The following is a 20,607-nucleotide window of genomic DNA, read 5'->3' as shown; positions in this document are numbered from 1 at the left end:
GAAACACGTTGAGCGCTTACGTTGTATTTATTCGTGACAATACCCTGAATCAGGATGAAATGGCCATCTACGCTGAGAAAGCGGGTAAGGCCCATGGCAACCATCCCATCAAGCCTTTAGCCTTTTATGGCGAGCTGGAAACCCTGGAAGGGCCTGAAGCGGAAGGTGTGGTGATTATTGAATTCCCAAGCACCGACGCCGCCCACGCCTGGTATGACAGTCCAGAATATCAGGAGGCGAAACAGCACCGCCTGAAAGGCGCTAATTACCGTGTTCTGCTGGTGAAAGGCGTCGAATAACCGTTTGCCCTGAAAACAGCCGTCGTCCAGCAGGCCAGCCCGTGAAGCTGGCTGGCCTGCTGATTTACGGCGGCTCAATACGACGTCAGTGACGCGCCCGCGCCACTCTGCGCGGCAATGGCCGGGTTTGCACCTGTGCCCTCAGCCGCGCGCTCCCACGACCGCGTTTCTGCCTGCCCCGCTTAACTAAAACGGAACAGTGAGATAGCCTGCTGTAATGCACTGGCCTGCTGACGCTGTTGCTGCGCCACCTGAAGCGTTTCCGTCACGTGTTTAACGTTGTGATGCACGCTGTCGTCAATGCTGTTAATGCTGTGCTGAATCTGTTCGATACTCTGATTCTGCTGCACGCTCATCTCCGACAGCTCGTTCACAAGCCGGGAAAGGCTGTCGATACTGACGAGAATGGCCTGCATGGTCTGGGCGGCCTGATCAACCTGTACGGTGCCCTGCTCGGCACTGGAACTGGACATATCCATGAGCTGGCGAATATCACGGGCGGCATTTTCACACCGTTGCGCCAGGGTGCGTACTTCGTTGGCGACCACGGCAAAGCCACGGCCTTCCTGCCCGGCGCGGGCGGCTTCCACCGAGGCATTCAGGGACAGGATATTGGTCTGGAACGCGATGCCGTCGATCAGCTCAAGGATGGTTTTGACCCGCCCCGACTCCACGTTAATTTGCGCCATGGAGGCCATTGCCTGCTGAATATTGTGTTGTCCCTGGCGGGTAACCTGACAGGTTTCACGGGCCAGGTCGCAGGCCGTTTGCGCTTTATCCCGCGTATGACTGGCGGCGACGCTGATTTGCGACATTGCTGCAGTGGCAACGCCCAGCGCCTGCGCCTGCTCGTCGGTGCGCTGCGACAGGGCGGCGTTGCGCGACAGCATGCTGTCGGATTCCTGCAGCAGTGCGGAGACGCCGTGGCTGACCTGATTTAGCGTACCGCGCATGGTGCCCAGCGTCTGGCTGAAGGTTTTGGCGAACGGCGTTTGACTCTGTTGCGTATCCGCCGACAGCGTCAGGCAACCCGGTTCACGGTTGATCCAGGCGGCCAGTTGGGCGACCTCGCTCGCCGAACGCATGTCTGCCGCCATCTGACGCGCAATCACCACCAGCATCGCGGTTTGTACCACCACGAACAACCCGTGAAATAACACCATATTCAGGCCGGGATGATGAAAGACCACGATGCCAAATAGATCGTTTTCCTGCAGATAGTTGAACAGCAGATGATGCACTGCACCTGTCGCGGCGGCCATCAGTAGCGGTCTGCTGTCGCGATAAACCAGCAGCACTGACAACAAGACAAACACCGAGAAGTGAAATTCAGTTTCCCCCTGGCCCAGCTGAATCAGTAAGCCCGCGAAACCGATGAGCGTGAAGGCCAGCCATAATCGTGAAAACAGCGTGCCATTTGCCAGCCATCCCACCAGCGTGGCGACCAGGGCCAGGCCAGCCCCCACGATGACCGCCAGCAGAGTTGCCTGATAAAGGCTGCCCACAATGACTGAAATCACCAACAATATCCAACACAGCACCACCATCAGCCGATCGGCCTGCTGTGCAATACGCTGGAGCGAAACGCCCTCCCCCGCGCGTGATCGGTTTTTATCCATGCTACGCTTCCACCAGAGGTTAAACCGCGCCTCCGGACGGAAACGCGGGCAATTATGATCGGCGCAACGGGCGCAGACACCTCAGATTGCTATCGACAAAGCGTCAAAATACTTTACTAATGGTGATGTTTTAGGTGGAGGATTTGTGCGAACCATCACAGTTTGGTTGATGCGGTATCAAGCTGCAGGTTTTCCTGCAGAAAGGTGACAAACGCCATCATGCGGGCCGGTTGCTGACGCTGCGCCTGCCAGACCGCATAAATATCGCCGTCCGGCGAGCGCCATTCCGGCAGCACGTGCAGTAACGCCCCTGCGCCGATGCTGTGTTTCGCATCCCACCACGAGCGCAGCAAAATGCCATGGCCATCCAGCGCCATGCGCATCGCCACTTCGCCATCGTTCGTCACCAGGTTTCCGCGCACTTTCTGGCTCAGGCTCTCTGCATTGCTGACAAAGCGCCACAGCGCGAAGTCGCTGTCATGCTGTCTCAGCAAAATGCAGTTATGCTGCGCCAGCGCCCGGATACTGTCCGGCAGCCCATGTTTTGCTGCGTAAGCCGGCGAGCAGCAAAGTACACGTGGGTTCTGCACCAGCTTGCGCGCGACCAGCCGCGAATCCGGCGGTTCGCCGACGCGAATGTCGATATCCACATGGGCATCAAGAAAATTCAGCGGCTGACTGCTCAGCTGCAGGGAAAGCGCCAGATGAGGATGCAGGGCAGCAAAGGCGGAAACGCAGGGCGCGATATGACGGCGACCAAAGCCGAAAGAGGCATTGATATTCAGCGTGCCGCGTAGCTGGGCCGTTTCACCACTGACCGCGTCTTCCAGCGCCACCAGTTGCTCCAGCAGCGGACGGGCGCCTTCCAGGTAACGGCGGCCTTCCGGCGTCAGTTCCAGCTTGCGCGTGGTGCGGCGCAGCAACTGGACACCGAGCCGCTGTTCCAGCAGGCTCAGGCGTTTGCTGACGGCCGCCAGAGAAAGCCCCAGCTCCCGCGCTGCCGCCGTTAAACTGTCCAAAGATGCCACGCGCAGAAAAAACGCTAAATCGTCGCTTGAGGTTCGTGATTCTCTACTTTGATTTAACATGGGATTAACTTTCAGGCCAATTGTTTACCTCAGGTGGAGAGTTATACTGCGCTAACGCCCGGCTATAAATCAAGCTGCATAAAGACAGCATACTGAAATCCGGCGGGCTAACCCTACCAACTTCAGAGGTGCCCTGTGACAGAGAAGATCCATCGTATTGCCGTGATCCCCGGTGACGGTATTGGCAAAGAAGTGATGCCAGAAGGCGTGCGCGTGATGAACGCGGCGGCAGAAAAATTCAACATTCCGCTGCGCTGGGAGTGGTTCGATTATGCCAGCGCCGATTACTGGCAACAGCATGGCAAAATGTTGCCGGATGACTGGTTTGCTGAGCTGAAAACGTTCGATGCGATCTATTTTGGCGCGGTAGGCTGGCCTGATGTGGTGCCGGATCATGTTTCGCTGTGGGGATCGCTATTGCAGTTTCGTCGTGAGTTTGATCAGTACGTTAACCTGCGTCCGGTGCGCCTGATGCCCGGCGTTAAAGCGCCGTTAGCTAACCGTAAACCGGGCGATATCGACTTCTATGTGGTGCGCGAAAACACCGAAGGCGAGTACTCCAGCGTCGGCGGCACCATGTTCCCTGGCACAGAGCGGGAAGTGGTCATTCAGGAAACCGTCATGACCCGCGTGGGCGTCGATCGTATTTTGAAGTTTGCCTTCGAGCTTGCCCAGCGTCGGCCCAAAAAACACCTGACGTCTGCCACCAAGTCGAACGGTATCGCGATTACCATGCCGTACTGGGACAACCGCGTTCAGGCGATGGGTGAGCACTATCCCGATATCCGGGTCGATAAGTATCATATTGATATTCTTACCGCCAATTTTGTCCTGCATCCCGACTGGTTTGATGTGGTGGTCGCCAGCAATTTGTTCGGCGATATCTTGTCGGATTTAGGCCCGGCCTGTACCGGCACCATCGGCATCGCCCCTTCCGCCAATATCAATCCGGAAGGCAAATTCCCGAGCCTGTTTGAACCCGTACACGGCTCCGCGCCCGATATCGCCGGTAAAAATATCGCCAACCCAATTGGACAGATTTGGTGTGGTGCCATGATGCTGGAGCATCTCGGCTACAAAGAGGCCGGTGATGCTGTGCTGAATGCCATTGAGCGTACCCTGGCCGCCGGTGAGCATTTAACCCGCGACCTCGGTGGCAGCGCCGACACGCAGCAGTTGGGTGCCGCGATCGCGGCGGCGCTGTAACTTATTCTGCCAGCAGCACGACGCTGTCCGGATGCCAGCCTGACGGCAGCGGCTCAGGCCGCTGAATCGTCAGGTTGTTCAGTTGCAGGTTCTCTACGCCTCGTGCAAACAGTCCCGGCAGGCCGCCGGGATAGCGCTCAACACCGTAAGCGTCGCCGGTGGTTTTATCCAGCCGGTAAGCGTTATCCAGCCCCATCCCCGTCGGGGAATCCGGGTTACAGGGTGGACGCACATCGTACTGTCCCTGCACACCCTGCGCGACACCTTGTCGCAGCTGTAAATGGTTGATAGTGATATCACGTATCCAGCCGGGCTGCGCCGCATGCAGGTTGATCGCGCCCTCTGCCACACCGCTGAGATGAGTAAACTGGATCTGTTCAACGATCCCAGGCGGCACCAGCGGATCGCGGGTGCGCACCGAGATAAACAGCGGATCGGCTTTGCCCCAGTGGCAGGCGGCAACATGGTGACAGTTAAAGGTGATAGCGCTGAACAGCACGCGCCGAATCGCCCCACCATCGCGTGACACAATGCCGATACCGCGGTTGGAATCAAACAGGGTACAGCCTGAAACGGTAATATCTTCAATATCGTCCCAGGTTTCCGTACCAATCTTAAAGGCACAACTGTCGCTGCGTAGCAGGCAGTTGCTGACCGCTATCCGTCGGGCCGGTCGGCGCAGGCCTGCAGGCTTAAAGGTGGTTTTGATGCAAATCGCGTCATCGGCGGCACTGAAGTAGCTGTTGCTGATAAAAACCGCCTCGCAGCTGTCGATATCCAGTGCATCGGTGTTGGGCAGCGTCATGGCGTTATCGATGGTCAAATGGTCAATGTGCACATGGCGGCAACTGACAAGATGCACCGTCCACATCGGCGCATGGATAACGCTGATGTCCTTCAGCGTGACCTGCTCGCAATCTTCAAACACAATCATGCGCGGCCTGTCGGGTTTTGGCACCCGGTAGCCCTGTTCGTCAGGGTCCACCGCAAACCACGCTTCGGCGTCCCCTTCAATACGGCCTTTACCACTCACCGTCAGGTTACGCTGCCCCAGGGCATACAGCAGGACATTGTGGGATTTTTCTGCACAGCTGAGCGTTTTGCACTGTTGATAGTCAGCCAGATGACGGCTGGCAATCAGGACCGCACCGGCTTCAAGGTGCAGGTCGAAATCAGAAGGAAGGTGCAGACTGCCGCTGCGATAACGGCCAGGCGGCAGCGTAAGTCGCCCACCGCCAGCCGCAGCAATCTGATCAATCGCCCGTTGCAGAACACGCGTATCCGGGGTTTCACCGTCCGCTACGGGGTGAAAGTCGGCAAGGGAAAGATGCATCATCCAGCCTTAGTTAAAGAGGAATTACCGGGTGGGTTTACTTCACCGCACCTTCCGTTACGCCGCTGATAAACTTACGCTGGAAAAACAGGAAGACCACGATAAGCGGCATAATGACGATCATCGCGCCTGCCATCAGTACCGGAATATCAATGGTGTTTTTGTTCTGAAAAAACATCATGCCAATGGGCAGGGTTCTCAGCTCATCTTTGTTAACCAGAATCAGCGGAATCAGGAATTCGTTCCACGTCCAGATAAACAGCAGCAGCGCCAGCGTCGAGATCGTAGGCCAAATCGCCGGGACTAAAATACCCCAGAGGATTTTGACACGCGGCGCGCCATCCATCACCGCGGCTTCCACCAGCTCTTTGGGGACCTGCTGAAAAGCGCTGGCAATCATCAACGTGGTAAACGGCAACGACAGCGCGATTTGCGGCAGAATCAGGGCCAGATAGGTATTGGTCAGCCCCATCCAGTGCAGTTCGTGATAGAGCGGAATAATAAAGGCTTCACTCGGCAGCACCATGCCCAGCGCCAGCATGCCCGCCACCACTTTTTTGCCGGGAATCTTCAGTAGGGCAAAGCCAAATCCGGCCAGAATGCCCAGTAAAATACTGCACAGCACCACCGGGAACACCACCAGCACCGAGTTCATGAAGTAAACGTTAAAGTGCCCCTGCTGCCAGGCGGTGATGTAGTTTTTCACATTCAGTGAGGCGGGCAAATGAAAGACGCCCTGAAACAGCTCCATCTGGGTTTTAAACGAGGTCATAAACGCCATCAGAAACGGCATGATGGTCATCAGCGCCACTATCCAGATCAGCGCACGGGAAAGGATCGGGGTGCTTTTCATCAGTAACGTTCCTTCAATGCCAGATGAATCAGGTAGTTAATCCCTAACACAATCACCATACTGAACACGGCAACCGATGAGGCATAGCCGAAGTAGTGCAGATCAAAACCCTGCTTGTACATAAAGATGTTGGTCACCATGGTGGATGTGCCGGGACCGCCCTGCGTCATGACATACACCAGATCGAAGGCCTTCAGACTGGCGATCACCGTCAGCAACAGCGCGATGCGCAACTCAGGGCGCAGTCCCGGCAGCGTAATGCGCATAAACTTCTGACGACGCGAGGAACCATCCAGATCGGCCGCTTCAAGCAGGGACGGGTCCATGCGTTGCAGGCCCGCCATAAACAGCACCAGACAGAAACCAAAAAAGTACCAGGTGGCGACCATGCCAACGGCCGGCAGTGCCCAGGTAAAATCACCGAGCCAGGACATCGCCAGCTGCGGCAATCCAACGGCACGCAGGAACTGATCGATGGGGCCAAAGGCCGGGTTATACAACCAGCGCCAGACCACGCCCAGAACCGCCATCGGCATGATATAGGGCAGGAAGAACAGGATGCGCAGTACGCTGCGTTCGGTATTGTTACGCGTGTCATACAGAAAGCTGCACAGCAGCAGCCCCACGCTGATGGGCAGCAGCGTATAAAACAGCATCAGGATGGCGTTATTACCAAGGGCAATCCAGAAGACCGGATCGCTGAACATGCGCAGGTAGTTACTGACGCCCGCGAAAACCGGCAGGGAGGTTCCATCCCACTCGGTAAAGCTGATCCCCAGTGAAGCCAGCAGTGGCAACAGCAGAAACAGCCCATAAACCAGCACTGCGGGAAGAAGATAGAGAAAATTACGCCAACTGCTTTGATTCAACATAACCGTACTCGTCGTAGTGAGATCGACATTCAGGCCCGGCAGGTTCGCTGCCGGGCGACCGGCAGGTTCGCTGCCGGGCGACCGGCTTAGTGTTTCAGGGTTTTCATATAACGCTGGTAGTTGTTATCGAAGTTAATAACCATCTGCTCTGCCGTCTGTCGGCCCGCCAGTAACAGCTGAACGTTTTGATTCAGTTCGGCGTTCATGGTTGGGGTTGCCCAGTCGACGTAGTGGCCCAGGCCATCATAGGCATTGAGCGCCAGCCACACCTGCCAGGCTTCGCCCAACAGTGGGTTATCCGCCGGAATTTTTGCGTTTTTATTGGTGCTGGCTGGCAGGAAACCGACGTTCAGCCACCGGTTTGCCATGCTGTCTGACACCATATAGTTGATAAATTTGGCGGCGGCATCCTGCTGCGCTTTGCTTTTCGCCATGCTGGTCATCGAGAAGGCCAAATCGGTACCGCCGACCATTAACGGCTGTTTAACGCCGTCACCGGCTGGCATCGCGGCAAAATGGATATCTTTGTTGTCTTTGAACTGACCCAGATACCAGGTTCCACTGACCAGGAACGCAGACTGTCCGTTCTGGAACAGCGTCGCGGCATCATCATGGCCAATGCCCTGATAGCCCGGGAACAGATAACCTTTGTCAGCCCAGCTTTTCATCATCGTGGCGGCTTTCGTCAGTTTTTCATCTTTGAAAGTGCCGCCTACGTCGTAAATCAAATCATCCAGTTTTTTGCGGTCACTGCTTTCAATTTGTGCTTCCCACAGTGTACTGAGCAGCTGCTGTCCCATATTGCCGTCTAACAAACCCAGCATCATCGGCGCAGTGCCTTGCTGTTTGAGTTTTGCCATCGCGGCGTCCAGTTCGCTCAGGGTTTTCGGTACTGCAATACCGGCTTTATCCAGCAGCGCCTTGTTGTAGTACAGGCCGACCATCTCACCAAGGCTGGCCACACCGTACAGCTTGCCACTACCAAACTGGCCACTGTCAGACCAGCGGTTGCGTTTGAGAATCGAGTCCGGGAATTTTTGGGTCCAGCCATATTCGGCTGCATAGCTGTCCAGCGGCAACAGCAGTTTGTCTTTGACCAGCGAACCCATATCGCCGCCGCCCTGATTCACCTGGGCAATCTGCGGACCTTCACCGGCGGTCAGGGCCAGCTTCAACGGAATGCGCGTGTCTTCAAAGGAGTGCACGGACCGGTTGATGACGATGCCGGGGTTTTGCTGGGAAAAGGCTTTAATACCTTCGTCAACTGCCGCCGTTTGCTGAGGATAACTGTAGATATCCCACTCATTAAGAGTGACGGTGCTGTCGGCATGAGCAACGCTGCCCATCAGCAAGCCCGCCGCCAACAGGCTACGAACCGAGGTGCGAAAACGGAACGAACGAACTGAGGAATCAGACATCATGCTCACTTTCTCCAATACAGGATGGACATCCTTTCTTCACAGGGTCTGCAATCCTGCAGACTGTAGCCGCATAAATCACCTTCTCACTCATAGTTACTTTAATAAAAAAATAAAGTCAAACATCCCACGGAGTGAATTACCAGGTTGTGAGCCTGCGCAAAAAAACACAATGGCGGGCCTGCAGTCAGCATAAGCACGGGCTAATCAAGGTGGATTTAGCGCATTATCCGTGCCCGTTCGCCTCCAGGCAGCAGGATAAACCACGCCTAAAGTGGCGTAATAACTTGCTGATAAAAAATATGAAAATCCTATGACGCTCACATTTTTAACTTTTTATTTACCCTGCCAATTCCTGACAGGCAGGCTGCTGCCCGCCACAGAAGCCCACAGAGACTGGTCTGGTCAGCCATTAATGCCAACGCCGATGCCGGTTTGGGATAACAGGGTAATTATTCCATCTTGAAAACTAAGTCAGCTTTCATTACCGTGAGGTTGTTCAACTACTGACCTGTGAGAGATGACGATGGCGAATCAAGGTGTCATTCGTCCGGCCACCGAGTCGGACTATCCAGCGCTTTACCGCATCTGTCTGGAAACCGCCAATGCCGGTAAGGATGCCCGTAACCACTATTCCGATCCCGAGTATCCCGGGCAGCGTTTTGCGGTGCCCTATGCCCGTTTTGCGCCGGATTTTGCTTTTGTGCTGGAGGTAGAGGGTGAGGTGATGGGCTATGTCGTCGCCGCGCCAGATACCCGCGCCTTTGAAGCGCAGCTTGAGCACCACTGGTGGCCTCAGCTTCAGGATAAATACCGCGATCGCACAGCCAGCGCCCCTTATGACAGCAAAATTCTCGACAGCATTCGTCAACCCGATCGTGCCGATGCGCAGTTAGTGGCGCAGTGGCCCGCCCATTTGCATATCAATCTGCTGCCGCCGGTACAACAGGGCGGCTGGGGCCGCAAGATGATCGCGCATGAACTGGCTGCGCTGCGGCAAGCCGGCGTAAAAGGCGTCCATCTTGGCGTCAGCCTGCAAAATGAACAGGTTTGCGCTTTTTATCAACGCATGGGATTCAGCCACATCCTGCGCAGCAACGCCATTTATATGGGCCAGTTACTTTGAGTGAGGGAGTTTATGACCAGCCTGCGCTTGCAGAATGTTAAGAAGTCCTATGACCATATCGATGTGATTCACGGCGTCGATTTGACGATAAACAGCGGCGAATTTGTGGTGTTCGTGGGGCCATCCGGCTGCGGTAAATCGACCCTGCTGCGGATGATCGCCGGGCTGGAAGAAATCACTGACGGAAAATTGTTGATAGAAGACAAAGACATGACCCAGCAGCCCGCGACCGAACGCGGTATCGCCATGGTCTTTCAGTCTTATGCGCTTTATCCCAACATGACGGTGCGTGGCAATCTGGCTTACCCGCTTGAGGTCATGAAAAAGTCCAAAGCAGAGATTGCTCAGGCCATCGAACACACCGCGGCGCGGTTACATCTGACCGAACTGTTGGATCGCCTGCCGCGTGCGCTTTCCGGTGGTCAACGCCAGCGCGTGGCGATTGGTCGGGCCATTATCCGCCATCCGCGCATCTTTCTGTTTGATGAGCCGCTCTCCAACCTGGATGCCGAGCTTCGTCTGCAAATGCGCATCGAGATAGCCCGCCTGCACGCCTCGCTGGGCAACACCATGATTTATGTTACCCATGACCAGTCAGAGGCGATGACGCTTGCCGATCGGATCGTGGTCCTGCGTAAAGGGCGAATCGAACAGGTTGGCGCGCCGTTAGACCTCTACAGCGATCCGGACAACCTGTTTGTGGCCGGTTTTATTGGCTCGCCGAAGATGAATTTCCTCCATGCCGAGGTCACCGCCACCGGTCAGGGTGAAGTCCAGCTACGTGTGCCGGACCTGAAGATGTCGCAACTGGTGCTGAAGATTGCTGCGCCCTGCCGTGAAGGCCAGCGCGTAACCCTGGGCATTCGCCCGGAGCACATGCAGCCCGCCGCCAGTACGCCGCCAGCGCTGCAGTTTAGCGGTACGCTGTCCTTTGCCGAAATGCTGGGGCATACCAATTATCTTTATCTGGATGTGGGCATTGAGCAGATGTTGGTTGTCGAGGCGCGCGAGGCACAACGGCGGGATTTAGGCGTGGAGGTCAGGCTGGGACTGTCGGCAGACCACTGCCTGCTGTTTGATGAGCAGGGGCAGCGTCTGCGTTAAACCGGATGGCGCTTCGGCGCCTTCAGGTCACGGGTTCTTCATCTGCCTGAGCCGCCAGCAGATCGAGCAGCATATTGACGGCAAAGCCTGCCGCGCCCAGCGCCCACATGCGGTTTGATTCCGTCAGAAACTGTAGCGGTGTCATATGGGGAGTGAGCTTCAGGCGGTAAGCCTGAAAACTCTGGGTGATGTGGTCCAGCAGAATACGCGAAGCCATATGCGGCTCCATCGCCAGATACACCACATCGGGATCGTAGGCCACCGACAGGTTGGCCAGCGAAATACCCAGTTCACGTCCGGCCTCCTCGAGGGCGGTCAGCACCTCGGCTGTGGGCCGCTGATCCAGCGCCCGCAAGGTTAATGGGCCGTCCGCATCATCCTGGGAGACACGCTGCAAGATAGCCTGGGACGATGCCACATCTTCAAGCAGCCGCAGCGACCCATCACCGACCAGACCGTTACCGATCTCACCGGCTTTGCCATGCCGCCCGCGATAGAGCCGACGGTTAAGAATAATGCCTGCGCCGATGCCTTTACCGTAGGTGGCGATGACCGCCGACTGTGCGTTGCCCAACTGGCCAAACACCAGCGTCGCCATCGCCATGGCGTTGGCATCATTTTCGATAAACACCGGCAGGGAAAAGCGCGTTTCCAGCATCTGCGCGATAGGGACATTCTCCCAGTCCAGCACCTTGGAACGAATACAGTAGCCGTTTTCGGCATCGACTAAACCGGATAAGGCCAGGCCGATCGCCCCCACGTGCTTCTCTTCAACGCCGCGTAAAAATTTGGCCAGCGCATCGCCCAGCTGACGTGGCGTGATCGCGCCGGAAGGCATCTGCTGTTCACCCAGCAAATTGCCGCTGAGGTCTGTCATCACAATCAGGTTACGTTCGGCGTTAAGCTGAATACCAATGACGCTGGCGCGGTCAGGATTGAGCCCCAGCAGGGTTTTAGGCCGCCCCATCGACACCCGGCGCAATCCCAGTTCCTGCACGATTCCCTGCGCCAGCAGGCGATTAGTCGCCTGAGAAACGGTCGACATGCTTAGCCCGCTCCGGACCTTCAGGTCGGACTGGCTAACAGGCGCATGTTCCACAATCAGTCTCAGAATGCGCGCGGTGACGTTTGGAGCGATCATAAAGTCCTCAGATTTGACCGTGCCATCATTAATGCCCCGTCCAGGGCATCGTATTGCGCGGCGACCAGCCGGGCCTGAATATCCCTTGTCAGCCAGGGCTGAATCGGTGCCGCCAGGCCACCCATGAGGGCCACCCGGCCCTGGCTAATCGCGGAGAGGCGACTCACCATTAAGCCAATATCGTTAGCAGTTTGACGCAGTAAATCAATAGCATGCCGATCGTCCGCCTGCGCGGCGGCAAAAATCTCAGGCACCACGCGCGCCCAGTCGGCAGGCATGGCATCTCGCGTCCACAACAACATGGTTTCCGGGCTATGGTTAAACTGCGCCATCAGGCTATGGGTGAAGTCCGTGCTGTCGATAATCGCTTCATGAGCCAGCAATGCCAGCCGTAGCGCCCGTCGCCCCAGTTCTGCCCCTGAGCCTTGATCGGACAGTGCGAACCCCCAGCCACCCAGCAGCGTGAAGTGCTCGCCGTCCCACGCAGCGCCCTGGCTACCGGTGCCGATAATAAAGACCGCGCCGGGGGCCGCCGCATGCGCACCGGCACAGGCGATCTCGACATCGCTGACCACCTGACATGCCGCGCAGGCGGGCTGCCATTGCGTCAGGCGCGCCTTAACCGAGGCCACATTCGCCCCCGCTAACCCTGCCACCAGCGAGGTCTGCGTCAGCGCCTGTGACGCCAGCCCCGCCTGAGACAGCACTGCGGCAATGAGCTGTTCAACGCAATTCAGAGCAGCATCAAACTGTGACCAGACGTTGGCGGGGCCGCCAACGGCCTGCGCCAGCACGTTGCCATGACTGTCGGTCAAGCGGGCGCGACACTGCGTGCCGCCGCCATCAATGCCAAGGAGATAGTGTGATTGCACGCGCTTCCTCCCGCCGTAACTCATCTCGATTCTGTAATCTGCGAACGATAGGTGAAAAAAACTTAAATCGCAATAACAAATAAATATAGGGAAAAAACAATAACTATTTATTATTTAAAATCAATGAAATAAACAAAAATACGCACGCAAATCACACAACCCGTTATTGACATTAGTTTTTCCGTCGTAATAAGTTGGTAGCCAGTCTTTCAATCATTACGTCCCGTCAGCGGCGTACTCACCGTTGTCAGAATTCAGGATCAGGGGTTTACCATGAAAGTAGGCATTATTGGTCTCGGCTTTCGTCTTTCTCATGTTGTTAAAGAGTTTCACAAAGCTGATACCGAATTTTCGCTGGTAGGGTATTACGATCCAGCACCGGCCGGTTTGCCGAATCTGCACAGTTTCGGTATCGATCCCGGCAACGCATTCGATTCCGTTGAGGCGCTGCTGCAACACGGTGGCTTTGATTTGCTGCTGGTTGGCTCGCCTAACTTTATGCATCTTGAGCATGTCACACAGGCGCTGGCAGCAGGCTATACTGTGTTTACTGAAAAGCCTGTCGTGATTAACGAAGAACAAACGATGGCGATGGCAAAACTGGTTCAGCAATATGGCGAAGACCGTATTCTGGTTGGACTGGTGCTGCGTTACTCACCGCTTTATCACGACCTGCTGGCTGCACGTGACGATCGTCGCCTGGGTGAAATCACCTCGATTGAAGCGACAGAACATATCAAGCCTTATCATGGCGCGTTCTTCCAGCGCGACTGGCGCAGACTCGAAAAATATGCCGGTCCTTATATTCTGGAAAAATGCTGTCACGACATCGATCTCTACCAGGGATTAATGCAGGAGCGCCCCGTTCGGGTGGCCAGCTTTGGCGGACGCAAATCCTTTACGCCTCAGCATGCACCGCAAGGGGCGATAACCGAGCAGTCTGAGATTTACCACACTAAGCCCAGCGGCTGGTCGAGTACCGACGCGGTATTTAGCAGCGATGCAGATATTGTCGATTACCAGACCGCCCTGATTGAATATGCCAGTGGCGCAACGCTCTCTTTTCACGCCAACCTTAATGTACCGGACGAATTCCGCCGGTTCTGCGTGATAGGCACTGACGGCATGGCGGAAGGTGATTTTGTACGTAACTATTTTCGCGTGCACAACGCACGCACCGGTGAAAAAGAGGTGGAAACCGCTTACAGCGGCAATGCCTACGACGGCCATTACGGTGCCGATGCCTTGATGGCAGAAGAGATCGTTAAGCACATCAAGCAGGGAACGCCGCTAAAAGTCTCCGTCGTTGACGCACTGGAAGCCGGCCTGACGGCCATTAAGATTGATGAAGCGCGTAAAACCCGCAGCGTCGTTGATCTGACCGAAAGCTGGAAACGTTTTGACGCCAACCTGGGAAAAACGGGAACGCACTAGTTCCCTCCTGATATCTCACTCCCCCGAGACCATCAGGTTATTCATAGCTCGACTGACTGGCACCTTACTTAAACCGGCCTCAGGCCGGTTTTTTTATTCCTTCTTTTTACCCCGCCTTCCGCCTTGATGACCGCCGTTCCCCCTGCATCAGGTGCGCTACACCGGCTTCTTTTCATGATGATGACGGCGTGGGGGCGTATTAAAAAAACCGTCAGCTCTGCTGATAAGTTTACTCAGGATAAGATAAAGCCGTAAACGAAACGGTAAATGAAGCAGAAAAATGGCCGTTTCTGCTGGTCATCTTGTCGCGTTTATTACAGGTTTTTAGCAGAAACATCCTGTGTGATTAATTAACAGTTCCATCGGGTAATCACGTTAGAAAAGACCATTCAACGTTATCATTAGAGTACATATAAATTTAAATAAGGGGGAGAGAAAAAAGCGCTGATTAATATATAAAAAACGTGTATTGCCAGGAGAATCGCGTATATTAATCGCCGGACTTTCCTCTGGTTATGCAAAAAATATAAATCACAGCAAACGTTAAATAGTTTCGATGAGATAATGAAAAATAGCTTATATAACCCCTATATTACTGAGCCTATTCACCACGTCACGAGTCAGGTGGCCGGTATTTGCTACCATCTTCCTAATTCTGACTACCCGCAGCCTGCGCAATGGATACTTAACGATGACAACATTATTTCATTACACAACCACCTTGCGACTGAAGCGGCATTAATCATTATTCCCCTTTGGGATTCACAGTTAGAAGAATGGATTTATCACCCCGAGCGTTATTTACATTTGCAGGATGCGCGGGTGCGTATCGGTATTAATTATCGCAACCTGAAGACCCATCAGGAAAAATTACTGGAATTAACTAACGCTTATCGTTTCTGGCTTTTTGATTTTGCACCACCTGGCGCAGACTGTCATTTGGTGGAATCCTTTCCTTTTTCTGCAATTGTCTTAAGTCATACATTCTTTAATGACAACTATCGGAAATTCACCTTTCCTTTTTTTATTGAATCATTACGTGGAAAAGGTGCCAGGATAATCGTGCGGGGATATGAACCGACGTTAACAGCAGAACAACTCGCGGCATTAAACATTTGTGGCTGGCAATTACAACGCGCATCAGGCGATCTCATTCCTTTTACGCTTTAACCTTTCTTATCCCCTGGTACTATTGAATCATATCGGCAAGAACCATTAACTCCGTCTAAAGTGTTGCCTGAGGTCTCTTGTTAAGAGCTTTAAGCCAAAAAAATCAAAACTCATACCAGTTTTGCTATAACATTTAACAGATATGGATCATCAAGCGTCACGGAAGAGCGAAATAAGCATACCTTTCATCTTTTGTACTTTATGACTGATAACAATCTATCTGATTGTTTTCTTGTGTTTTATGGCAACGAAATGAGGTCAACATTATGGGGAAAAACTCCTCATCCTTTAGCGTGGTCCGTTTTTTAACGGTGCTGTTCGCCGTGCTAACGGGTGCGTTCATGTTAATTGGTGGTATCTGGTTAGCCACGATCGGTGGTTCCTGGTACTACATCATTGGCGGTGCAGCCATGCTGCTTACCGCTTTTCTGCTCTGGCGACGTAACAGTGCTGCCCTGCTGGTGTATGCACTTTTACTGCTGGCAACGCTGGCGTGGAGCGTGTGGGAAGTCGGTACCGATTTCTGGGCGCTGGCACCGCGTACCGATGTCCTGGTGATCTTTGGTGTCTGGTTAGTCTTGCCCTTTGTCTATCGGAGCTTATATAGCCCAGGTAAAGGTGCGTTGGGTGCCATGGGCATCGCCCTGATTGCCAGTGCAGCCGTGCTAACCTATGCCGTCTTTAATGACCCGCAAGTGGTGAATGGTGCAGTGCCTGCGACGGCCGATAATGCCCCTCAGGCCCAGCCGCTGAGCAACATTGCCGATGCTGACTGGCCGGCTTATGCGCGCGATCAGCAAGGTACGCGCTACTCGCCGCTCAAGCAGATCAATCATGACAATGTGAAAGAATTGCAGGTGGCCTGGCAGTTCCAGACCGGCGATCTGAAAAAACCTAGCGATCCGGGTGAAATCACCGATGAAGTGACGCCAATCAAGATTCGCGACACGCTTTATCTTTGCTCACCGCACCAGATTTTGTTCGCGCTGGATGCGGCAACCGGTAAGCAAAAATGGAAGTTTGATCCCGGCCTGAAAACCAATCCCACCTTCCAGCATGTAACCTGTCGTGGTGTGTCCTATCACGAGTTCCCGGCAGCGAAGGATGCGTCCAATACTCAGCCAGCGCTGTGCTCGCGTCGCATCTATTTGCCTGTCAATGATGGTCGTCTGTTTGCGCTGGACGCGGACACCGGTGAACGCTGCCCGGCCTTTGGCAATAACGGTGAGCTGGATCTTCAGCATCAGCAGCCGGTCACTACGCCAGGCCAGTATGAGCCAACCTCGCCGCCGGTTATCACCGACACCACCATTGTGATGGCCGGTGCCGTCACCGACAACTACTCGACCCGTGAACCCTCAGGCGCTATCCGTGGCTTTGATGTGAACACCGGTAAGCTGCTGTGGGTGTTCGATCCGGGCGCGAAAGATCCTAATGCGATTCCGGCGGATGAGCATACGTTCACCATGAACTCACCTAACTCATGGGCACCTGCGGTCTACGATCCGAAGCTGGATATTGTTTACCTGCCAATGGGTGTGACTACGCCCGATATCTGGGGCGGCAACCGCACCCCAGAGCAGGAACGCTATGCCAGCAGCGTGCTGGCGCTGAACGCGACCACCGGTAAGCTGGTCTGGTCGTATCAGACCGTCCACCACGACCTGTGGGATATGGATCTGCCCTCGCAGCCGACGCTGGCCGACATTACCGATAAAGACGGTAAAACGGTTCCGGTTATCTATGCTCCCGCCAAAACAGGGAACATTTTTGTTCTGGATCGCCGTACGGGTAAAACCGTGGTGCCCGCCCCGGAAACCCCTGTACCCCAGGGTGCCGCTAAAGGCGACCATGTAGCCGCGACTCAGCCTTACTCTGAACTGACCTTCCGTCCGAAGCAAAACCTGACGGACAAGGACATGTGGGGCGCGACAATGTATGACCAGCTGGTGTGCCGCGTGATCTTTAAGCGTCTGCGCTATGAAGGTCCGTTCACCCCACCGTCTGAACAGGGCACCCTGGTTTTCCCAGGCAACCTGGGCATGTTTGAGTGGGGCGGCATTTCAGTTGATCCACATCGTCAGATTGCGATTGCAAACCCAATGGCGCTGCCGTTCGTGTCGAAGCTGATTCCACGCGGTCCGGGTAATCCAGAAGAGCCACAAGAGGGCGCTTCTGGCGGTTCAGGTACTGAAACCGGTATTCAACCGCAGTACGGCGTGCCCTATGGCGTTGAACTGAATCCGTTCCTGTCACCGTTCGGTCTGCCGTGTAAACAGCCTGCCTGGGGTTATGTTTCGGCGGTTGACCTGAAAACGAACGAAGTGGTCTGGAAGCAACGTATTGGTACCGTTCGTGACAGCTCGCCGCTGCCGCTGCCATTTAAAATGGGCATGCCAATGCTGGGCGGTCCGGTCGCCACAGCGGGTAAAGTGTTCTTTATTGGCGCAACCGCGGATAACTACCTGCGTGCCTACAGCACTGATACCGGTGAGCTTCTGTGGCAGGCGCGCCTGCCAGCCGGTGGTCAGGCAACACCGATGACGTATGAAGTCAACGGCAAGCAATACGTGGTGATTGCTGCCGGTGGTCATGGTTCATTTGGTACCAAGCTGGGCGATTACGTGATTGCCTATGCGCTGCCCGACCAGAAGTAACTAACCCCTGAACAGAGGCGGACTCCGGTCCGCCTTTTTTTATGCCTGCTATCCACCTGCCCCTTTTCCTTTTGCCTGTCGCTGGTTCAGCCAGGCGCATAACCCCATCACCACACAGGTCGCCAGAAACACGGGCCGCATTCCCCATGCCCCGCCGATGATCCCACCAAACAGCGGACCACTCACCTGCCCGATATACTGCGCCGATGTCGAATAGCCGAGCATGCGCCCCACCTGGGTGGCGGGAACATGGTGGCGGATAATAGCGGTAATGCAGGGCATCAGACCGCCTAACGCGATCCCCATCAGGAAGCGCAGCGGCAGGAGTTGCCAGGCATCGGTAATAAAAGCCTGAGGGATCAGTAACAGCGCGCAGCCAAGCAGACCCGCGCGTAATACCCGCCAGTGCCCAATGCGGTCAGCCAGCTTACCGGTATAAGGTGCCGAAATAATGCTGCCCAGTGCCGCCGCGGCCATCACCAGGCCCGACATCAGCGTGATGGCATGATCCTGATGTAAAAACTGACCGATATACAAGGTAATCACCGGCTCGATCGACATGTTGGCAAACACCAGCAGCATGGCGGTGAGCCACATCAGCCTGACCACCGTCCGGTTAAAGGGGGCAAGGGCTACGACCGGTTGGGAACGGGCGCTGTCTACTTTGCGCGTCGGTGCCGGTTCTTTAAGTAAAAACGTGGTGGCGAGAAAAGCCACGAAAATGACCGCACCGGTAAGCCAGAACGTGGCCCGAATACCGATCAGCGGCGGCAGTACGCCCCCCAGCAACGGGCCAATCACGTTACCGGCCATCATGCCGGATGCCAGCATGCCCAACGCCCATCCGGTATGAGATTTAGGCGTTTGCGCGGCAATCAGGATGGTGGAACCGGATGAGTAGCCCCCGAGTAATCCTGCCAGTAAACGTAACGCCACCAGCTGCCATACGGTGGTTACCATGCCAATCAGTGCCATCGCAACCGCCATTCCCAGGCTCGCCCGGATCAGCATCAGCTTGCGCCCATAGCGATCGCCCAACCTGCCCCACAGCGGGGCGGTCAACGCCGCGCTGAGAAAAGTGGCACCATAGGCAACGCCGGACCAGCGCGCCATGGCCGCCGGTTCCTGTACCCCCAGTTGTTGCACATACAAAGGTAAAAAAGGTAACAGTAAGGTCATGGCGACAAGGGTCGTAAAAGAGCCAAAGACGCAAACCCATACGTTACGTTTCCAGTGGCGAAAAGCAGGTGCCTCAGACGTCATTTCCATGCGATATCCCCATCGAGTTCAGGGACTCAGGCTAACAATGGTGACGAGGCAACAACAGTCGGCGCGTGATATTTGCTGACTGGCATAGTTTGTTGCTGTACTGCAACAATCAGCGTCCGCCCAGTTGATCGATCAGGATGTCGCACAGCAGGCTAACGGGCGAGGCAGGCGCGATGTCCTGATGCATCAGCAGATAACTTTGTAAGCGATCCATCTGCCACTCAGGCAGAACCTGAACAATCTGCCCCTGGGTCAGCGCCTCCTGCACCATGTAGGAGGGCAGATAAGCAATCCCGTTTCCCGCCAGCGCCGCATTCAGCAGCGCCATGCTGTTATTGGCCCGAAAACGGCTACGCACGTCCACCGCCAGGCGCAGCTTGTCGCGACGAAACGGCAGCGCGGCAGTATGCGCCGGGCCGTGAAACATCAATAAATCATGACGAGGTAACAGACGGGGATGCGAGATGGCAGGATGCTGAGCCAGATAAACCGGTGCGGCATACAGCCCCCAGTGGATATCGCTTAATAGCCGAAAGTTGCCCTGGCGGGGCGCATGGGCGCGAATAACAATCGCCACATCCACCCCGTCGCCAATCGTCTCGTCGTTATTATCCGTCAGGCTGAGATCGACATTGATGTGCAGATGACGGCGCAGAAAGCGATTAAGCAGCGGCACAATACACTGGCAGCCAAAGGTGACGGGCGCCTGTAAACGCACATTCCCGACGGGATTTTGGTGCGCCTGTTGCACAAAATCCTCGGCCTGATGCAGTTCATCCAGCATACGTACACAAAACGGATAGTAAGCCTGGCCCAGTTCCGTCAGCGTCATCCTGCGGGTGGTTCGCTGCAGCAGCCGAATGCCCAACCGTTGTTCCAGCCCGGCGATTTCCCGACTGATATGGGACTTCGATACGCCGAGCACGCGCGCGGCTTCCGTAAAGCTTTTAAGCTCGACCACGCGCGCAAACAACATCATGGCGATCAGGTTATCGCTGTTATTCATCGGTTTCCTACGGGCCAGAACGGCGGCTGCGGGTTATGGCACAGCAATGACGCCATGCATCTGGCAGTAAGAATAAAGCAACGGCGGGAAGGCTAACAGCGTCAGTAGCGGAAAAGGCGTGCGGGACAGCCCTGGCGATG

General features: G+C 55.3%; 17 protein-coding genes. 7 read left to right on the top strand and 10 right to left on the bottom strand.

Annotated features, from left to right (window positions below):
• Positions 1-8: 8 nt before the first annotated feature.
• Complete coding sequence (locus FBY13_RS11865) at positions 9-299, top strand: DUF1330 domain-containing protein (RefSeq protein WP_063878049.1); 291 nt, start codon at positions 9-11, stop codon at positions 297-299.
• Positions 300-481: 182 nt separating this feature from the next.
• Here the strand turns inward: FBY13_RS11865 and FBY13_RS11860 are convergent, their stop codons facing one another.
• Together FBY13_RS11860 and FBY13_RS11855 are read right to left on the bottom strand one after the other, a co-directional pair.
• Positions 482-1,918, bottom strand: coding sequence for a methyl-accepting chemotaxis protein (locus tag FBY13_RS11860; protein WP_145394226.1), 1,437 nt, complete (start codon positions 1,916-1,918; stop codon positions 482-484).
• A 155-nt stretch (positions 1,919-2,073) separates the two neighbouring features.
• On the bottom strand, positions 2,074-3,006 hold the full coding sequence (locus tag FBY13_RS11855) for a LysR family transcriptional regulator (protein WP_145394225.1): 933 nt from the start codon (positions 3,004-3,006) through the stop codon (positions 2,074-2,076).
• Positions 3,007-3,141: 135 nt separating this feature from the next.
• Here FBY13_RS11855 and FBY13_RS11850 point away from each other — a divergent pair, with 135 nt between their 5' ends.
• Complete coding sequence (locus FBY13_RS11850) at positions 3,142-4,212, top strand: tartrate dehydrogenase (RefSeq protein ID WP_063878046.1); 1,071 nt, start codon at positions 3,142-3,144, stop codon at positions 4,210-4,212.
• A 1-nt stretch (position 4,213) separates the two neighbouring features.
• Here FBY13_RS11850 and FBY13_RS11845 read toward each other — a convergent pair whose 3' ends face one another.
• The 4 genes from FBY13_RS11845 to FBY13_RS11830 all read right to left on the bottom strand — a co-directional run bounded on the left by FBY13_RS11845 (position 4,214) and on the right by FBY13_RS11830 (position 8,688).
• Positions 4,214-5,545, bottom strand: coding sequence for a glycoside hydrolase family 28 protein (locus FBY13_RS11845; protein WP_096011406.1), 1,332 nt, complete (start codon positions 5,543-5,545; stop codon positions 4,214-4,216).
• 37 nt (positions 5,546-5,582) lie between these two features.
• The gene (locus FBY13_RS11840) at positions 5,583-6,398 is read right to left on the bottom strand and encodes a carbohydrate ABC transporter permease (protein WP_063878044.1); all 816 of its coding nucleotides are present in this window, start codon (positions 6,396-6,398) and stop codon (positions 5,583-5,585) included.
• The gene (locus FBY13_RS11835) at positions 6,398-7,270 is read right to left on the bottom strand and encodes a carbohydrate ABC transporter permease (protein ID WP_109716749.1); all 873 of its coding nucleotides are present in this window, start codon (positions 7,268-7,270) and stop codon (positions 6,398-6,400) included. Before FBY13_RS11835 ends, FBY13_RS11840 begins: the two co-directional genes overlap by 1 nt.
• A gap of 86 nt (positions 7,271-7,356) precedes the next feature.
• Positions 7,357-8,688: an extracellular solute-binding protein gene (locus FBY13_RS11830; RefSeq protein WP_096011534.1), complete on the bottom strand. Its 1,332-nt coding sequence runs from the start codon at positions 8,686-8,688 to the stop codon at positions 7,357-7,359.
• 526 nt (positions 8,689-9,214) lie between these two features.
• On the opposite strand from FBY13_RS11830, the gene FBY13_RS11825 reads away from it, so the two are divergent.
• Positions 9,215-9,814, top strand: a complete 600-nt coding sequence (locus FBY13_RS11825) for a GNAT family N-acetyltransferase (RefSeq protein WP_096011405.1) — start codon at positions 9,215-9,217, stop codon at positions 9,812-9,814.
• Positions 9,815-9,826: 12 nt separating this feature from the next.
• A complete protein-coding gene (locus tag FBY13_RS11820) occupies positions 9,827-10,918 on the top strand; it encodes an ABC transporter ATP-binding protein (RefSeq protein ID WP_063878041.1) in 1,092 nt (363 codons plus the stop codon).
• A 22-nt stretch (positions 10,919-10,940) separates the two neighbouring features.
• Here FBY13_RS11820 and FBY13_RS11815 read toward each other — a convergent pair whose 3' ends face one another.
• Positions 10,941-12,059 carry an ROK family transcriptional regulator gene (locus FBY13_RS11815; RefSeq protein WP_096011404.1) on the bottom strand — a complete coding sequence of 373 codons (1,119 nt, stop codon included), beginning with the start codon at positions 12,057-12,059 and terminating at the stop codon, positions 10,941-10,943.
• Positions 12,056-12,931: a BadF/BadG/BcrA/BcrD ATPase family protein gene (locus tag FBY13_RS11810; protein ID WP_145394224.1), complete on the bottom strand. Its 876-nt coding sequence runs from the start codon at positions 12,929-12,931 to the stop codon at positions 12,056-12,058. The genes FBY13_RS11815 and FBY13_RS11810 overlap by 4 nt, the downstream gene beginning before the upstream one ends.
• A 273-nt stretch (positions 12,932-13,204) precedes the next feature.
• Between FBY13_RS11810 and FBY13_RS11805 the strand changes: the two genes are divergently transcribed.
• The 3 genes from FBY13_RS11805 to FBY13_RS11795 all read left to right on the top strand — a co-directional run bounded on the left by FBY13_RS11805 (position 13,205) and on the right by FBY13_RS11795 (position 18,192).
• Positions 13,205-14,365 (top strand): Gfo/Idh/MocA family protein, encoded by a 1,161-nt coding sequence (locus tag FBY13_RS11805; protein WP_063878038.1) that lies wholly within the window; start codon positions 13,205-13,207, stop codon positions 14,363-14,365.
• A gap of 564 nt (positions 14,366-14,929) precedes the next feature.
• Positions 14,930-15,535 (top strand): hypothetical protein, encoded by a 606-nt coding sequence (locus FBY13_RS11800; protein WP_145394223.1) that lies wholly within the window; start codon positions 14,930-14,932, stop codon positions 15,533-15,535.
• A 266-nt stretch (positions 15,536-15,801) separates the two neighbouring features.
• Positions 15,802-18,192, top strand: a complete 2,391-nt coding sequence (locus tag FBY13_RS11795; protein ID WP_145394222.1) for a glucose/quinate/shikimate family membrane-bound PQQ-dependent dehydrogenase — start codon at positions 15,802-15,804, stop codon at positions 18,190-18,192.
• A 48-nt stretch (positions 18,193-18,240) separates the two neighbouring features.
• Here the strand turns inward: FBY13_RS11795 and FBY13_RS11790 are convergent, their stop codons facing one another.
• Together FBY13_RS11790 and FBY13_RS11785 are read right to left on the bottom strand one after the other, a co-directional pair.
• Positions 18,241-19,461, bottom strand: a complete 1,221-nt coding sequence (locus FBY13_RS11790; protein WP_063878035.1) for an MFS transporter — start codon at positions 19,459-19,461, stop codon at positions 18,241-18,243.
• A gap of 109 nt (positions 19,462-19,570) precedes the next feature.
• Positions 19,571-20,467 carry a LysR family transcriptional regulator gene (locus FBY13_RS11785; RefSeq protein ID WP_063878034.1) on the bottom strand — a complete coding sequence of 299 codons (897 nt, stop codon included), beginning with the start codon at positions 20,465-20,467 and terminating at the stop codon, positions 19,571-19,573.
• Between the last annotated feature and the right edge of the window lie 140 nt (positions 20,468-20,607).

It is taken from the genome of Pantoea sp. SJZ147 (assembly GCF_007828605.1).
Classification (GTDB): Bacteria; Pseudomonadota; Gammaproteobacteria; order Enterobacterales; family Enterobacteriaceae; genus Pantoea; species Pantoea allii.
The sequence above is the reverse complement of the archived record's forward strand: the minus strand, read 5'-3'. Positions and strand labels throughout refer to the sequence as shown.

Excerpts from the sequence above, each read along its gene's own strand:
- FBY13_RS11790 (WP_063878035.1), bottom strand. The coding sequence starts at position 19,461 with ATGGAAATGACGTCTGAGGCACCTGCTTTTCGCCACTGGAAACGTAAC.
- FBY13_RS11785 (WP_063878034.1), bottom strand. The coding sequence starts at position 20,467 with ATGAATAACAGCGATAACCTGATCGCCATGATGTTGTTTGCGCGCGTG.
- FBY13_RS11840 (WP_063878044.1), bottom strand. The coding sequence starts at position 6,398 with ATGAAAAGCACCCCGATCCTTTCCCGTGCGCTGATCTGGATAGTGGCG.
- FBY13_RS11800 (WP_145394223.1), top strand. The coding sequence starts at position 14,930 with ATGAAAAATAGCTTATATAACCCCTATATTACTGAGCCTATTCACCAC.
- FBY13_RS11815 (WP_096011404.1), bottom strand. The coding sequence starts at position 12,059 with ATGATCGCTCCAAACGTCACCGCGCGCATTCTGAGACTGATTGTGGAA.
- FBY13_RS11820 (WP_063878041.1), top strand. The coding sequence starts at position 9,827 with ATGACCAGCCTGCGCTTGCAGAATGTTAAGAAGTCCTATGACCATATC.
- FBY13_RS11825 (WP_096011405.1), top strand. The coding sequence starts at position 9,215 with ATGGCGAATCAAGGTGTCATTCGTCCGGCCACCGAGTCGGACTATCCA.
- FBY13_RS11860 (WP_145394226.1), bottom strand. The coding sequence starts at position 1,918 with ATGGATAAAAACCGATCACGCGCGGGGGAGGGCGTTTCGCTCCAGCGT.
- FBY13_RS11830 (WP_096011534.1), bottom strand. The coding sequence starts at position 8,688 with ATGTCTGATTCCTCAGTTCGTTCGTTCCGTTTTCGCACCTCGGTTCGT.
- FBY13_RS11835 (WP_109716749.1), bottom strand. The coding sequence starts at position 7,270 with ATGTTGAATCAAAGCAGTTGGCGTAATTTTCTCTATCTTCTTCCCGCA.
- FBY13_RS11805 (WP_063878038.1), top strand. The coding sequence starts at position 13,205 with ATGAAAGTAGGCATTATTGGTCTCGGCTTTCGTCTTTCTCATGTTGTT.
- FBY13_RS11845 (WP_096011406.1), bottom strand. The coding sequence starts at position 5,545 with ATGCATCTTTCCCTTGCCGACTTTCACCCCGTAGCGGACGGTGAAACC.
- FBY13_RS11855 (WP_145394225.1), bottom strand. The coding sequence starts at position 3,006 with ATGTTAAATCAAAGTAGAGAATCACGAACCTCAAGCGACGATTTAGCG.
- FBY13_RS11795 (WP_145394222.1), top strand. The coding sequence starts at position 15,802 with ATGGGGAAAAACTCCTCATCCTTTAGCGTGGTCCGTTTTTTAACGGTG.